Source organism: Paenibacillus contaminans, from assembly GCF_003285015.1.
Taxonomy (GTDB): domain Bacteria; phylum Bacillota; class Bacilli; order Paenibacillales; family NBRC-103111; genus Paenibacillus_V; species Paenibacillus_V contaminans.
Map to the genome: position 1 here is coordinate 246,052 of NZ_QMFB01000001.1, position 14,640 is coordinate 260,691.

The 14,640-nt window shown below is 50.9% G+C and carries 13 protein-coding genes; 11 read left to right on the forward strand and 2 right to left on the reverse strand.

Annotated features, from left to right (window positions below):
* Window positions 1-49: 49 nt before the first annotated feature.
* The 7 genes from DQG23_RS01205 to DQG23_RS01235 all read left to right on the forward strand — a co-directional run bounded on the left by DQG23_RS01205 (window position 50) and on the right by DQG23_RS01235 (window position 5,406).
* Window positions 50-436 carry a FixH family protein gene (locus DQG23_RS01205; RefSeq protein ID WP_113028964.1) on the forward strand — a complete coding sequence of 129 codons (387 nt, stop codon included), beginning with the start codon at window positions 50-52 and terminating at the stop codon, window positions 434-436.
* A complete protein-coding gene (locus tag DQG23_RS01210; protein WP_113028965.1) occupies window positions 433-1,785 on the forward strand; it encodes a right-handed parallel beta-helix repeat-containing protein in 1,353 nt (450 codons plus the stop codon). Before DQG23_RS01205 ends, DQG23_RS01210 begins: the two co-directional genes overlap by 4 nt.
* Window positions 1,782-2,339 (forward strand): nitrous oxide reductase accessory protein NosL, encoded by a 558-nt coding sequence (locus DQG23_RS01215; protein ID WP_113028966.1) that lies wholly within the window; start codon window positions 1,782-1,784, stop codon window positions 2,337-2,339. The genes DQG23_RS01210 and DQG23_RS01215 overlap by 4 nt, the downstream gene beginning before the upstream one ends.
* Before the next feature lies 1 nt (window position 2,340).
* Window positions 2,341-3,159, forward strand: coding sequence for an ABC transporter permease (locus tag DQG23_RS01220; RefSeq protein ID WP_113028967.1), 819 nt, complete (start codon window positions 2,341-2,343; stop codon window positions 3,157-3,159).
* Window positions 3,152-3,886: an ABC transporter ATP-binding protein gene (locus DQG23_RS01225; RefSeq protein ID WP_113028968.1), complete on the forward strand. Its 735-nt coding sequence runs from the start codon at window positions 3,152-3,154 to the stop codon at window positions 3,884-3,886. The genes DQG23_RS01220 and DQG23_RS01225 overlap by 8 nt, the downstream gene beginning before the upstream one ends.
* A gap of 4 nt (window positions 3,887-3,890) precedes the next feature.
* On the forward strand, window positions 3,891-4,427 hold the full coding sequence (locus DQG23_RS01230; protein WP_113028969.1) for a redoxin domain-containing protein: 537 nt from the start codon (window positions 3,891-3,893) through the stop codon (window positions 4,425-4,427).
* A 310-nt stretch (window positions 4,428-4,737) separates the two neighbouring features.
* Window positions 4,738-5,406 carry a sulfite exporter TauE/SafE family protein gene (locus tag DQG23_RS01235; protein ID WP_113028970.1) on the forward strand — a complete coding sequence of 223 codons (669 nt, stop codon included), beginning with the start codon at window positions 4,738-4,740 and terminating at the stop codon, window positions 5,404-5,406.
* A 91-nt stretch (window positions 5,407-5,497) separates the two neighbouring features.
* Here the strand turns inward: DQG23_RS01235 and DQG23_RS01240 are convergent, their stop codons facing one another.
* Both DQG23_RS01240 and DQG23_RS01245 read right to left on the reverse strand, forming a co-directional pair.
* A complete protein-coding gene (locus tag DQG23_RS01240; protein ID WP_158560238.1) occupies window positions 5,498-5,911 on the reverse strand; it encodes a FixH family protein in 414 nt (137 codons plus the stop codon).
* Between the two features lie 118 nt (window positions 5,912-6,029).
* A complete protein-coding gene (locus DQG23_RS01245) occupies window positions 6,030-7,067 on the reverse strand; it encodes a LacI family DNA-binding transcriptional regulator (protein ID WP_113028972.1) in 1,038 nt (345 codons plus the stop codon).
* 120 nt (window positions 7,068-7,187) lie between these two features.
* Between DQG23_RS01245 and DQG23_RS01250 the strand changes: the two genes are divergently transcribed.
* From DQG23_RS01250 to DQG23_RS43655, 4 genes are all read left to right on the forward strand, one after another.
* The gene (locus DQG23_RS01250; protein ID WP_113029546.1) at window positions 7,188-8,435 is read left to right on the forward strand and encodes an FAD-dependent oxidoreductase; all 1,248 of its coding nucleotides are present in this window, start codon (window positions 7,188-7,190) and stop codon (window positions 8,433-8,435) included.
* 299 nt (window positions 8,436-8,734) lie between these two features.
* Entirely contained in the window at window positions 8,735-13,456 is a 4,722-nt protein-coding gene (locus tag DQG23_RS01260) for a carbohydrate binding domain-containing protein (RefSeq protein ID WP_113028974.1), read from the forward strand.
* Window positions 13,457-13,669: 213 nt separating this feature from the next.
* On the forward strand, window positions 13,670-14,029 hold the full coding sequence (locus DQG23_RS01265; protein ID WP_113028975.1) for a hypothetical protein: 360 nt from the start codon (window positions 13,670-13,672) through the stop codon (window positions 14,027-14,029).
* A 159-nt stretch (window positions 14,030-14,188) separates the two neighbouring features.
* Complete coding sequence (locus DQG23_RS43655; RefSeq protein ID WP_158560240.1) at window positions 14,189-14,485, forward strand: heterocycloanthracin/sonorensin family bacteriocin; 297 nt, start codon at window positions 14,189-14,191, stop codon at window positions 14,483-14,485.
* The last annotated feature ends 155 nt before the right edge of the window (window positions 14,486-14,640 follow it).

The following is a 14,640-nucleotide window of genomic DNA, read 5'->3' on the forward strand; positions in this document are numbered from 1 at the left end:
GGGATACAATGATAAAGAATTACGATTGACCGAAAGGAGGAGGAAGACGATGAAAAGGATGATAGCCGCATTGTTGATTTGCGGGCTATTGACATTCATGCTGTCTGCTTGCTCGTCCAATTCGGCTCCGCAGGGACAGGACCCTTCCAAGGTGACGATCGAGCTCGTTACGGATCCGGAGCCGGTGCCGACGAAGCAGAAGGTGAAAATTACGGCTCAGGTAACGGGATTGGTAAAAGAGGAAGGAGCCAAGGTGCAATTCGATATACGCAGAGGAAGCAACGGATTGCCCGAGCTGCTAACAGCGGAGCCGGATGGGAAAGGCGGGTACTCGACGGAGAAAACGTTCGACAGGGACGGCAAGTACACGATCTACATTCATTTGTATCAAGGCGAGCTGCATATTACAAAGAAAAAGCAATTTGATGTGTCATGATTAATAAGAAAACATGGTTAAGTTTCTTTTTGATTGCCTGCCTGTTTTGCATAGGGGCCGTAATCGGATTTCCGCAAAATGCCGCAGCATCCGGCACGTCGGATATTCGCCAGCTGCAGGAGCTCATTGAACGGGCAACGCCGGGAGAGACGGTCAAGCTGCCCGGGGGGATTTACGAAGGCAAGCTTTCGATCGATAAGTCCGTTCATATAGTAGCGGAAGAGGACGTACACATTGTGAACAAAGGAAACGAGCCGGCAATTACCGTTTATGCCGATGATGTACGAATCGAAGGGCTGCGCATTACGCAGGATTCCAAGGAGGAATCGGCAGCAGTGCTGATCTCCTCAAAGGACAGCCAAGTAAGCGGCCTGAAAATCGAAACGCGCACCTTCGGCATCTTACTGAGGGATGCGGAACGGAACGACATTCGCGATAACCGGATCGTATGGCTGGACGATCCGTCCCGGCCCGCCGTAAAAATGTCCGAGAAGCGAAACGGCATCGATCTTTACCAGTCTAACGACAACAGGATCGAATTTAACGAGGTTGCCGGCATGAATGACGGCATTTATTTGGAAAGCAGCCACCGGAACCTTGTCGAGAACAATCGGGTCGACCATTCCAGGTACGGCATTCATTGCATGTACACCGAAGGGACCGTCGTTCGTGACAACAGCGGCAAGTTTAACATTACCGGCGCGATGATCATGGGCGTTCAGGGTGCGGAGGTTTCGGGAAATACGTTCGTCAAGCAGAGCGAAAGCGTCAACTCGCAAGGGCTGCTGCTGTTTGACGTGCAAACTTCCCGCATTCACAGCAATAAGGTCGAGGGCAATCGCGTCGGCTTATACATCGAGCAGTCGCAGGAAAACGAATTTTGGAACAATGATGTGAATCAAAACTTTATTGGCATTCAGCTGCTTGAATCGGATGGAAACCGGTTTAGCGGAAACCGTTTCATCGCGAACGTGATCGAAGCGGAGGCGACGGACAGTATCGACAATGAGTTATATGGTAATTTTTGGGATTCCTTTCGCGGCATCGATACGGATAAGGACGGATTAAGCGATATTTCGTATGGAATCAATCCCTTCTTTCAGCGGCTGACTGCGGATACGCCGGCTTATCAATTGTTTTTCCAGTCGCCGGGGATGGTATTTCTGGAAAGCATGCTCGCTTCGGGCAGAGCCGAATGGACGACGGACATTTCCCCATTGATGGGTCCGGGCGATGCGGCTTCGGAGGCGGGCGGCAGCTCGAACGATTGGCGCCTAGCGGCGATCAGTTTGCTTTTGTTAGGTGCGGCAACGACTATCATTCTATTAGCGGGGGTAAGAAAATCATGAAAAAGCTGATGACATTTACGATTATGGCCATCGTTTTTACTGTGCTTTCGGCCTGCGGCGGCGGTAAAACGTACAAGCCGGTCGCCATTAATGAAGAAACCGACAAGTGCGAAATTTGCAATATGCAGGTGAAAGACGACGCGTTCGCAGTGCAGCTGACGACGAAAGACGGCAAAACCTATAAATTCGACGATCTGGGCTGCATGAACGAGTGGAAGCAAAAAAACGGGACCGACAATATCGGCGCGTCCTTCGTTAGGGACTACAATAACAAGGAATGGATTACATACGAGGAAGCATCGTATGTATATGACGCTTCGCTGAAGTCGCCGATGGCATACGGGGTTTATTCGTTCAAGAGCAAAAGCGACGCTCAATCGTTTATCGACGAACAGAAGAAAGGGACGCTGATGACGGCCGCCGATCTGAAAAGCCATTCGTGGAAACAAAACACCGATATGATGAAAAACATGTCCGGCCACGGCCACGACGAAAACGCTCATTCGACTACGGATGCGAACGGTACAAGCGGCGACATGAAGGGCAAGCATTAAAATGGACGTCTTACACGTTGCGCTAAGAGAGGTCAAAATCGGCTTCCGTAACATTTGGGCGTATTCGTTTCTTGCTCTCTTCTCCGTATTCAGTCTGGCGCTGCTGCTCATTAACAGCCAAAATGCGGTACAAGGCTACTCGGGCATGACCTCTTCCATGCTAAACCTGATTTTATACCTATTACCGCTAATGACGCTGCTTATCGGCTCGTTCTCGCTTACCGCGGAGAAGGAGGAGGGGAGCTGGCAGCTCCTCTCGACTTATCCGCTAAGCACGCTGCATTTTGTAATGGGGAAATATATCGGGCTTGCAGCGGTTTTGATGGCGATCATCGCTTTCGGCTTCGGGCTGACGGGGATCGTCGGCACGATATTCGGCAGAGCTTTCGCTTTCGATGTATTTGTACTGTTTCTTACGTTTTCCGTAGGGCTCGTGCTTCTGTTTCTCGCAGTCGCGCTCGGGATCGGCACTTTGGCCAAAAACCGCTGGCAGGCGCTTACGATCGGCGTTGCCGTTTGGTTTTTTGCCGTAATCGGTTGGCCGACCTTGCTGATCGCAGCTTTAGGGATCATGCCTTATCTTTGGATCAAGCCCGCGCTGGTAACGTTGACGTTTTTGAATCCGGCCGAGCTTGTCAGACTGTTCGTCGTCATCAAGCTGGGCGGAGGTTCTGCGCTTGGACCCGAATATTACGATTGGGTGCGCTGGGTAGCCCGGCCGGGAGGAACTTGGCTGTTTATTGCCGCTTGCCTTGCCTGGATCGCGGTTTCCGTAAGCGCGGCATATTTATTATGGGAGAGGGGGCGGTCGCGTGGCTGATGCCGTACTTCAGCTTTCGGGCGTGGAAAAAATCATTCAGAAGCAGACGATCGTCCGCAAAGTCGACATGCAGGTTCGGAGCGGCGAGGTGCTCGCGCTTTGCGGGGGCAACGGAGCCGGCAAAAGCACGATATTGCGCATGATTGTCGGCATCCAGCGGCCGTCTGGCGGGGAAATTCGCATAAATGGCATCCGGTGGCAAGAAAACAGGAAGAAATATACGGAGCAGCTCGGTTATATGCCGGACGATTATTTATTCGGACAAGGGCTGTCTGCGGAAGAAACGCTAACGTTTTGGGCATCGCTGCGCAAAGTGTCGAAGGAACGGGTGATGGAGACGCTCGAGCTTGTCGGATTGAGCGCAGTGAGAAGCAAATCCGTCACCGCCTTTTCCAAAGGGATGCGGCAGCGTTTGCTGTTCGCCCAGGCGCTGCTTGGGAACCCGCCTTTGCTTGTCATGGATGAGCCGACGAACGGGCTTGATCCTTATTGGATGGATTCGTTCGTAAATTTGGTCAATGCGGCAAAAATGGATGGACGCGCCGTTATTTTCTCGACGCATCAGCTGCAGGTTGCGGAAGCGGTAGCGGATCATGTCGTGTTTTTGCAGGAAGGTACGGTGGTACGGGAAGGCGCTCGCGAAACGTTCGGCAAGCACGGTTTGCAAACGGCATTTTCGGAGCTCTATGGAGATAGGCGCGCCGAGCCGGAGGAGATGGTGAGATGACGAGATGAGCGTCAAAAGCAAACGCTGGATGAGCTTTGCTGTTTTGCTTGTCGTCGTCGCAGCCGCTTCGTATTCGATTTACGCGAACGGGCGCGGTTCGGGAGGCGGCGGTATTCGTACGGGGCAGCCGGCGCCTGAGTTTACGGTCGCCGATATGAGCGGAAAGCAGGTCAAGCTGTCCGACTATCGCGGCAAAGGCGTGCTGCTCAATTTTTGGGGATCGTGGTGCGAGCCTTGCGTTAACGAAATGCCGCGGCTGAACGAAGCTTATCGCGCTTCCATTCCCGATGTGGACGTCATCGGCGTGAACGTCGGTCAATCGCGGGGAACCGTAAAGGAATTCGCAGCCGCGAACGGGCTGGATTTCCCTCTTTTTACGGATGCGGGAGGAGAAGCGGCGAAAGCTTATCAAGTGAGCGGCTTGCCTGCGACCTTTCTCATCGATGCGGACGGGAACTTGGCTAAGGTTGTAACGGGTGAATTGATAAGCGCGGAGCAAGTAAAGGAGCTTTTAAGAAGCGTCGCGCCTACAGATGGTTAATGGCCTTAAGTAATGAACTGCTAATGGATAGTTAATAACGTTAATGAAGTCTGCATCGCGGAGAGGCCGCGTGCAGGCTTTTTTTTATATTCAGCTAGAATGCTTAGGCGCTTTACAGTTAAAGGTGACGGTATATTTCGGCCGAAATGCCGTACGGTGACCGCTGGTTTTTCTTGCCGCTTTCGGCATAAATAGCTCTAACGAGTCGTGCTTTTCCTAACGGATGGCGCATAGGCTGATTTATGCTTTCTTGAAGCATATGCGCCATTTGTTTCACTTGCGATTCCTGGTAAAAAAGGGGGCGATTCCGATGTCCGGTCATCAGCTTTGGATCGTTTCGTTGACGGGCGTGCTCAGCGCGCCGCATTGCATCGTGATGTGCGGGGGGATTGTTTCCGGTTTGGCTATACAGGGGAAAGGCAGAGGGGTTAGCATTCTTCTGTCTTACAATGCGGGAAGGGTATTAACTTATACGATGATTGGCGGCGTCATGGGCGCGATCGGCTCTTTCTTGAACGTTGCCGGCACTTGGAGCGGCATGCAAAGCGCTGCCAGTATGCTGGGCGGCGTCCTGATTTTATTATGGACGTTCCGAAAGATTGGAATTCCGTTCCGCTTGCCGGTTCCATCGCGGATCTCCATCAGGGATAAGCTAGGCGGGAAAGGCGATTTGACGGTCGCGTGGGTTAGCGGGTTGTTGTTCGGCTTTATCCCGTGCGGACTTACCTATGCGATGCAAATGAACGCGGCGGCAAGCGGCAGCATCTTTTCCGGAGCGGCTATTATGGCTGTTTTCGGAATATCGACAATACCTTCTTTGCTTGCCGTGGGTTTGTTCGCCCATGTTATCGGCAGGCCGCACCGGTTATTTATGCTGAAAGCGGGGCATTTGCTTATGGTGACAATGGGGATTTTGTCCGTTTTGCGCGGGATGGCGGCTAACGGTTGGATTTCTTCCCTGCATCCATGGCTTTGGTAAGATTGCAGGGCGTTGTCATGCATCCCCCGCGGCAAGCTTGGCTGCCTGCGGAGTCAAGCAAAGATGGCTGTCTGCTTGGCGCCTTGACAGCCTATCGTACCGCTTCGAATCGATGCTTGACGGTATAGGTCTGCCCGTCGATCGTTATAGCGGCATCGGCGTTCCAGGTACCGGGCATAACGGCAATTGCTTCGCCGATGAAAACGCCGCTATCGTCAGGCTCGAGCGCTGCCCCGATCGTACCGCAAAACATATTCGGCATGAATAGTTTTGCTTCGACGGCGGCATTTTCGACGGGTCGCCCATCCTGATCCGATATAGTAACGCTTAAGGCTGCCGGCTTCATCACCTTGGCCTGATGGGGGAGCAGCTCGATGCTGACCAGATAGCTGCCGGCGGCCGCAGTCGTTTTGTCGGGAAAATCCGCCGAAGCTTTCCAGGTGTAGCCGGCTGTGACAGCGGCGGCCAATACTGCGCCCAGTATGAGGAGGGCTTTCGTTCTCATGGCGTTCCTCCCGTTTCGCATTTGATTGTTTAATGTGTATCACGGGATTCGCGGGAATATGACAAAGAACGCTCGCAGGCGCAGCTTTACCGATAGATGTGAAAGCTTGGGCGCTTTGCTATTCGCTTATTCGTCTGACCGTATTGCCTTCGTAGAAAGTTCCCTGCAGACGAATGTGCTCGTAAGGCTCGGCTGGATTCGCTATACGCCAAAGCAGCCGCTCGGCAGCGCGCCGTCCCGCTTCTTTCATAAGCAAGAGCGGTCGTGATTGATGAGGAAACCGTTCGTTCGCCAAGTCTTCGACGTTGATGATGGAAATGTCCTTCGGAATGGAAAGACCGATCGACTGCAACGTATAGATGATGCTGGGCAAATCCTGCCGGACGCCGCATAAAATGGCGGTAAAGTCTCCATCTGCGAGCTTTTTTTTGAGTTCCTCTAGCCATTGCTCATAAGGTACGGAGCTGTCCGTCAAATGCTGATGAGGTTCTGCTGCCACGCCGATTTGCCGCATCGCATCCCGGAAAGCCGTCCAACGAAGCCGAAAGCCGCGCTGTTTATAAATATCGCCGATATATAAAATCTTCCTGTGGCCCATGGAGAAGAAGTGGTTTACCGATTGGTGCACGGCGGTAGAGACGTCCCAAATGACGCTGTCTACATTAGCCAGAGGCGGCGGGAAGTTGATCAGCACCTTGGGAAGCGGAAGCTGCAGCAGTGTGCGCTCCAACTGCTCGGAATAGATAGGCGGAATGAAAAGACCGTCGTAATATTGCAAATCGAGGCTGTCGATCCAGCGATCGATTTCGGATTGATCCCGGCTCAGGTATGGCAAAAATGAACCGGTAAGCGAATGGCCCCATTCCTGAATACGTTCTTGTATGCCAAGAAATTGGATTTGGTAGAAGGGGGCGTCATGCGACAAGATCATAGTAAACCGCCGGCGTTTCGTCGAAAGCAGCGGAAGCTTCTCGTAGCCGACACTCAATTCCTGGTCCTTTGTTTTGTAGCCGAGCCTGAGGGCGGTTTCGAAAATTTGCTTTCTTGTTCCTTCCGACATGCCGGGCATACCGCGAAGAGCCTTGGATACCGTATGAATTGTCAATTGGAGCTCGTCGGCAATTTTTTGCAGGGTGATGTCTTTTTTCTTTCTCATCGTGTCCCTATCCCTCGCAAACTAGAATGTGTTGCTTAAATTAAAGGTAAATTGAAACTAAAATTAACTTATATTTTACGTTAAACTGAAGGCAAATACAATTTGGAGGGGATAACGATTTTGAACAAATCTTATGGGTTTCAAAGACAAGTCGATTTACACGCTAAGGCGGATGTAGTCGTTTTAGGTGGGGGGCCGGCCGGTACGGCGGCAGCCATCAGCGCATCCCGCTGCGGTAAAAAAGTTATTTTGCTGGAGCAATCGGGTCAGCTGGGCGGCATGGGAACGCTTGGAAACGTGAGCATTTTTATGCCGATCGGAAATGTGACGGGAATCTACCGCGAGATGATCGCAGAAGTGCTGGCCGAATACTTGCCGGATAATCATGATACATCTATCGCGCCGCAATATTCCCCCTTTGCTCTACGATACTATTTGAATGAAAAAATGAAAAAAGAAAACGTGGACGTCTATTATCATGCGGAATTTATAGGCGTAATAAGCGGACAAAGGCAGATTCAGGCTGTCATCGTATCGACGAGAGATGGTTTAAAAGCGTTCGAAGCGAAGCAATTCATCGACTGCACGGGGGATGCGAGGGCGGCGATCGACGCCGGTGTTCCGTATTGCTCCGGAAGAGAATCGGACGGCTTGACTCAACCGATGACGCTGATGTTTATGATGCAAAATACCGGCAAGCCTGTGAAGAGCATGCTTCCGGAAGGCTGCTACGAATACAAGGATAAATCCGAGCTGCCGCAGGGACGTCATCTGTTCTGGGAGAGGAATAACGACGGTATGCTTCTTGTCAATATGACGAGGGTAAAAGGCAACGGCGCCAAAATCGAAGACATTAATTTCGCGGAGACGGAATCGCTCAAGCAGGTATTCTCCATCGCTTATTACTTGCAGAATAACGGTTTCGAGACGTATGCGTTATCGCATATCCCAGGGCAAGTCGGCGTGCGGGAAACGAATCAAATTCAAGGGCTGTACACCTTGACGGAGCAGGATGTCGTGGGCGGACGGCGCTTTGAGGATGTCGTCGCGCAAACGAATTACGAGATCGATATTCATAGCCCCGACGGCAAAGGAACGACAGACGAGCGTCATGTGAGCGGCTACGATATTCCATACCGCTGTATGGTGTCCGACGCCATCAACAACTTGCTCGTTGCCGGAAGGTCCATTTCCGCAACGCATGTAGCCATGTCATCGATGCGCGTACAGCCGACGTGTTATGCACTTGGACAAGCAGCCGGCATCGCGGCGTCGATCGCCATAAACAACTCGTGCTCCGTAAAAAACGTTTCCATGGAAACGCTGCATGAACGGTTGAGCGAGCAAGGCGTGGTTTTCAAAAAATAAAGCGGTTTAGAAGTCTTCCAACTGGTTGTACAAACTGAATTGATGACGCGGTTTAAGCAGGCGGCTTGGTTTAAACCGCGAAGACAATTCGGTGCGGTCTCCGTACGGAAAAGGCTCCTGCTGTTGATCGTCAACCAGCTATCCGTTTTACTATTCGTATTATATACGGCGTTAGTAGCGGCACAAGTGGATGTAAGCGCTTTATCGATTGATGGCGTTTCAGACGGAAAGAAAGTAAGTATACTTTTACACAAAAAGAAATCGATTGCTAAGTGAGTATTTCATTAGGGAGGAAGACCATGAAACATAATCGGCTATTTTTCCGAAAAATCGCAATGCTGATGACCTTATGCCTGATTATTTCCTTGTTTGCTTCAACATGGGGGAGCGGGCTTGCAGCTTATGGCGCTGATGCGGAGGTGCAGCACCCGCTTTCGTCTTCAGAATTGGAATCTGCGAAGCAACCGAAACCGTCCAAGGAGCCGAAACCGACGAAAGAACCAAAACCGACGAAGTCGCCGAAACCGACGAAAGAACCAAAACCATCCAAGTCTCCGAAACCGACAAAAGAACCAAAACCATCCAAGTCTCCGAAACCGACGAAAGAACCAAAACCGACGAAGTCGCCGAAGCCGTCATCGACGCCTACTTCAGTGCCAACCTCAACCCCGACGTTGCCCCCAACCCCAACACCGACAGAAACGAACACGCCGCAGCCGACGGAAACTCCAGGGCCTTCCCAATCGCCTGCGATTGAAACCGGCAGTGTAACCGGAACCGTTTATGGCACGGACAATACTCCTATTGCTTCAGCTAAAGTTCAAATTACCGGAACCGGATATCGGGCCGTAACGGATGAGAACGGCATGTATACGTTACAAAGCGTGCCGGTCGGCAGCTATACGCTATCGGCAATGAAGCCGGGCTTTATCAATGGCCTTTCAGACGAATTTACCGTTACGGATGGCGGAACGGCGACTGTATCGGTAACGCTCGTCCAGGAGCAGCTGCTTATTAACGGCGGTTTTGAAGACGTGAGCGGCGGAATCGCACCCGGTTGGTCGCCGATAAAAAATGGATGGGGAAGCTATATTGATGTTGCTTCGGAGGCGGCCCGGACGGGGAGCTACGGAGTGGCAATCCAAACGAGCGAGTCGAACAATCCATGGATCATGCAGGCAATTCCAGTGGAGGAAGGCGCCGTTTACGAGCTGACTTCCTGGTTTAAAGCGATTGGCGTAACCGGCAATCCGGGATACAAGATCGAATTTTTTTCGAATAAAGAGAACACCGTAGAGAATTGGGTAACCGGATACGACAGTAAAGCCCCTTCCTCCCAAAACGACGGCGAATGGCATGAGCTGAAGCATGAGACTAAGGCGCCGCCCAGGTCGAAGTATATGTACGTATACTTACGCTTATATGGGAAGGGGAAAGTATATTTCGACGACGCATCCGCAATAAAAACGCAAAATCCGCCGCAGCTTGTCAACATGGAAACGAATCAAATTTATTATTATCCGGATGTTACGACAGCAGCCGTTCGCGCCAAGCTGCGTCCGGAGGACGGCATTTACGCAGATAAATCCGTCGATATTCGTATTACTGCGGAAGGGAGCGAAGGCACCGTCTTCGAGCAAACGGGCATACCCGCCGCTGCAGAAGTTGAGATTTCTTTCGATCCGGCTGTCATGAGTTTGAAGCAGCCGTACGTGCTTACCATACAATTGAAAGATGCCGAGGGGCAGACGGTCGATCAGCTTGAGAAGACGATTTATCGCTGGCCGCGTCCGACTGCAATTCCGGAGAATGGCCCCGTGTATGTGGACGGCCAACCGTTCTTCCCGGTTATAGCCTATCACGCGGAGTTTGCCGATTATCCGAATATGCAGCAAATCGGCGTTAATACTGTTCAAGGAAAATTCACCAATAGTGCGGATAATCTGCAGCTGCAGCTCGATACGGCGCAGCAACACGGGCTGAAAATGCTTGTGCCGTTGTATTACGGCATGAAGGTGAAGGAAAATTTCGAGCAAATGCGCCAATTCGTTGACCGGTTTAAAAGCCACCCCGCAGTGCTTGCGTGGATGATTATGGATGAACCGGCCTTAAACAAAATTCCGCAAGAAGAACTGCTTGACGCATACAAGCTGATTCATTCGATCGACCCCGATCATCCGACATACATGGTCGAATACGATCCCGGCGCTTTCCGGTCGGTCGGTCAAGCGACGGACGTCATGGTGACCGATGTTTATCCGTACCGGAGCGACGCGATGCAGCCAATTTCCGCCGTAGGCAACAGCGTAAGGCAAGCGATCGCGGAAGTAGACGGAGTGAAGCCGGTTTGGACCGTATTACAAACGTTCAGGCTTCCGAATACCGTATATAATTATCTTCCGACAATCGATCAAGTCCGCAATATGGCCTATCAATCATTGTTGGCGGGGAGCAAAGGTTTGGCTTATTACTCCATAAACGATCCGAATTGGAAGCTGCAGGATTCCGAGCTGTGGCCTGGACTTGTCCGGTTCAAGGAAGAATTGAAGCTGATTGGCGAACTTGCGTCGAGTGGAACAAAGCTTCAGGAGAACATCGGGAACGAAGTGCAGTGGGGCATATGGGAACGGGGGCAAGAGCGTTTTGCGGTCGCAATCAATTTGACCAAGCAGAACAAAACGGCCGTTCTTCCGATTGGTTTGCATGGATATGTGATGCAGCAGTTGTATGTGGAAAGCCCTGAACAATGGGAAAGCTGGGAGGAAAACCAAACCGTCGCGTTATCGTCCGAACAGACGCTTGTTTATCGAATCATACCGTTTACGGCAAAAGTTGACGCGGCAATGGAGGAACTGCAGGTTGCGACAGACTCGATTCCCAACCATACCGGATGGAAAGCGATGTTGGAGACGCTAATCATGAAGATGCAGGAAATGAAGCAAGGATTAAACGGCGAGGAGAACTATGTAAGCGAATCTCTGGGGAAAGCCATTCTTATTATGCGGGAATTGGGTCAAGCGAAGGAATGGGTCGAACAGCAGGAGGATAGCGAACTGGGAGGCCGAAAGACGCAGCTGCTCGATTCCCTGAACAAGTCCGGCTCGAATATACAACCGATCGTTCAAACGATCCTGCAATCGGATATGCAGTTTGTACCCGGACAGGCGGTTCCAGGCGATGATTTGGAGGTTTCCGTTCAAGTCCGCAATGTTTCTGACAAAGTTATTCAGGGAGCGGCGCTTCAAATTGCGCTGCCGGACTCAGCCGCCGTTCCTCCCTTTGTTACGAATATCGGCAATGTGGGCATCGGAGAGAGCCGTTCTTCCGATCATTCATTCGAGATTCCGCTTGAGCTTGAACCCGGCGTTTATCCGGTGACTGCAAGCGTTCAATTCCAGTACGATGGGAAGCTTGTAACGGTAACCGATAAGAGACTGCTGCAGGTCAATCCGCTGCTCGAAGCGGCGTTAAGTCAGGAAAGCATGAAAGTAAGTCAATATGGCACATATCCTGTCTTGTTCGAGCTGAAAAACAACTCCTCGCGGGCAATCGCAGCAGAGTTGTCGCATACTTCACCTGAAGGCATAGCGGTTACGCTCGACCCTTCCGTCACTCTGACGCCGAACGAGACGAAAAACGTTCAAGCCATGATCACAATCCCGCATTCGGTTACCGAAGGCGTCTATCATGTGAATGTTGATGCAAGTGTTGGCGGTAAGGTTCGGGCATCCATGCAGCTCGGCATTCGTATCGATACGAATCTGGCGTATAACGGAGGCTTCGAGAAGCAGGCCTCCGGTACCGAGAAACCGGACGGCTGGTATACGGTGTCCGCTGTCTGGGATCGTTCGGTAGCGCATAATGGTTTAGCTTCCGTCCGGTTGGACCCGAATCCCGCGAACGCTTGGAACGTGATTAGTACCGATAATAAATGGAGTATACCGGTAACCGCAGGCAAGGAGTACGTATTGTCGGGATGGATTAAAAACAGTTCATCGGCAGGCGCGGTCGAATTAGGCATAAGGCAAGTAGACGCTGCCGGGAGTACAGTCGGATCTTACACATGGACGAAAACGATCAATAACAGCGATTGGACGCGATACGAAGTGATATTCGTCGCATCGCCGCAAACGAAGACCGTTCAGGCGTACTTTAAAGCGAATCAAACGGTAAACGGACCGGCGTGGGCGGATGATTTGCAATTTCGAGAGAGATGGTTAAGCGCATCGATAGAACCGGCCGATATGAGGGTCAAGCCGGGAGCCGGTTCTCCGTTCGCGATCCAGTTGACTAATAATACGGACCAAGAATTGACCATAAAGCTTTCTCAAACGGACTTGGAAGGATTAACGATCGATATGCCGAGCGAAATTGTCCTGGGCGCATTGGAAAACCGTTCGGTACAAGGAACGATAACGCCGGCTTCTTCCCTAGCAGAAGGCCAATATAAGGCGGTGGTTCAGCTTACAGTTGGGGGGGCCTTATATGCGACCCTGCCGCTTACCGTCAATGTTCAGGCCAACATGCTTGCAAATCCGGGTTTTGAGAATTTGACCGGCGGAAAACCCGTAAATTGGAGCTTATATTTTGTCTCGGGGACCAGTGTTACGGCAAGCGGCGAAAGCGCCCGAACCGGCAGCTACGGCATGAGGCTAAGGACTCAACAATCGAGCAACGGGGTGCTTGTCAATCAAAAGATACTGGTCGAGGCGGGCAAATCGTATGAAGTTTCGGCCTGGGTTCGTTCAAACGCTTTGAAGGGCCAAGGCTTTAGAATTTATTCGGAATATTACCGGGATGAACAAACGCAAAACTCGAGTACACACGTGAGTACGGAGTTGGGTAATTTTAATAAATCCAACCCGGGCGAATGGGAGAAAATAACGTTCCATATAACGGCCCCGCCGGAAGTAAAAGCCGCTCTCGTTTATTTCAGATTGTATGGGTTTGGCGATGCGGCTCATGCCGATCAGGTCGATTTGGATGATGTTGCAGTCATTGAACTGGATAGTTTAGAGTAATGTAATCAATTTGAAACGAAAAAATGCGATACGCCACGGCCGCTTTGTTTCCCTGTCGGGAAGCGAAGCGGCTTTTCTATATGACTAAGACTAGACCGACGAAGGTTATTAATCATGCAAAAAATGCTATAGTAAAGTGTGGAACGTACGATTGAAAGACATGATAGATTCCAAGCGACTGCGAGAAAAGACGAGAAGAGGAAGCTGCCGCATATGAACCAATTCGATGCCAAAGGAACATTCGACATTGTAGAAAAAGAAATCGAATCGCGATTACAGCCCAAAGGATATTTGAGAACGAAACATCAGCATCACCCGGGAACGTTCGGCAATATATACTCCGTGTACGAGGGCGGCAGAGGGTTGATTCGCTTTATTTGGGACGGCAAGGACAGGCGGTACGTCATTCGTGTTTATCGGAAGAGAAGCTGGTTTATGAGCACGTTTCTTATTTCCGTATTGGGGAGGAACGATCCTGATCAATTGCTTAAAGAATTCGTACTGACCGGCGATGACGCGACGAATGACGACATGCTCAAACAAACGTATGGCGAGCTCTTGGCATTATCCTGAGCCAACGGCTTGCGGGTTAAGGAATTAGCAAGACTGTTCCCTGTCAAAACAATAAATTACTGGGCGTTTGTAACAACTTCGTAACCACCTTCATATGTTGTCGTGTGATCAATTAGGCGAATGCCACTAAGGCTTCTACACGATATGGAGGGTGTTAAGATGAATGATTTTAAAAATGATTTGCAAAATTTGAACGTTTCCGATTTCAATGTGACCGAAGCGTCGCAATGGCAAGTTCAGAACCAGCAGGATCCGCGTCTGTTCGGTATCGGCGGCATTGGCGGTGTCGGTGGCTGTTTTAACTGTACCAGCTGCTTCTTCTGCGTGAATTGCTTCAATTGCGTAAATTGCTTTAACTGCCATCGCTGTCATAACTGTCATAATTGCCATAACTGCCACAATTGTCATAACTGCCAAAACTGCCATAATTGCCATAACTGCAGACCGGAACAATAAAAGCCGAAAGCCTGCCGCTACCAATAGCGGCGGGCTTTTATATAGATGGGCTGAGTATGCCTTACTTGTCTCACCGGAAAGTTCAATAATCCGGATAACACGCCAGTCCTTTAATGGATGGAGAAGCCGTTTATCCTTGTCTGAAGAAAAGCGAG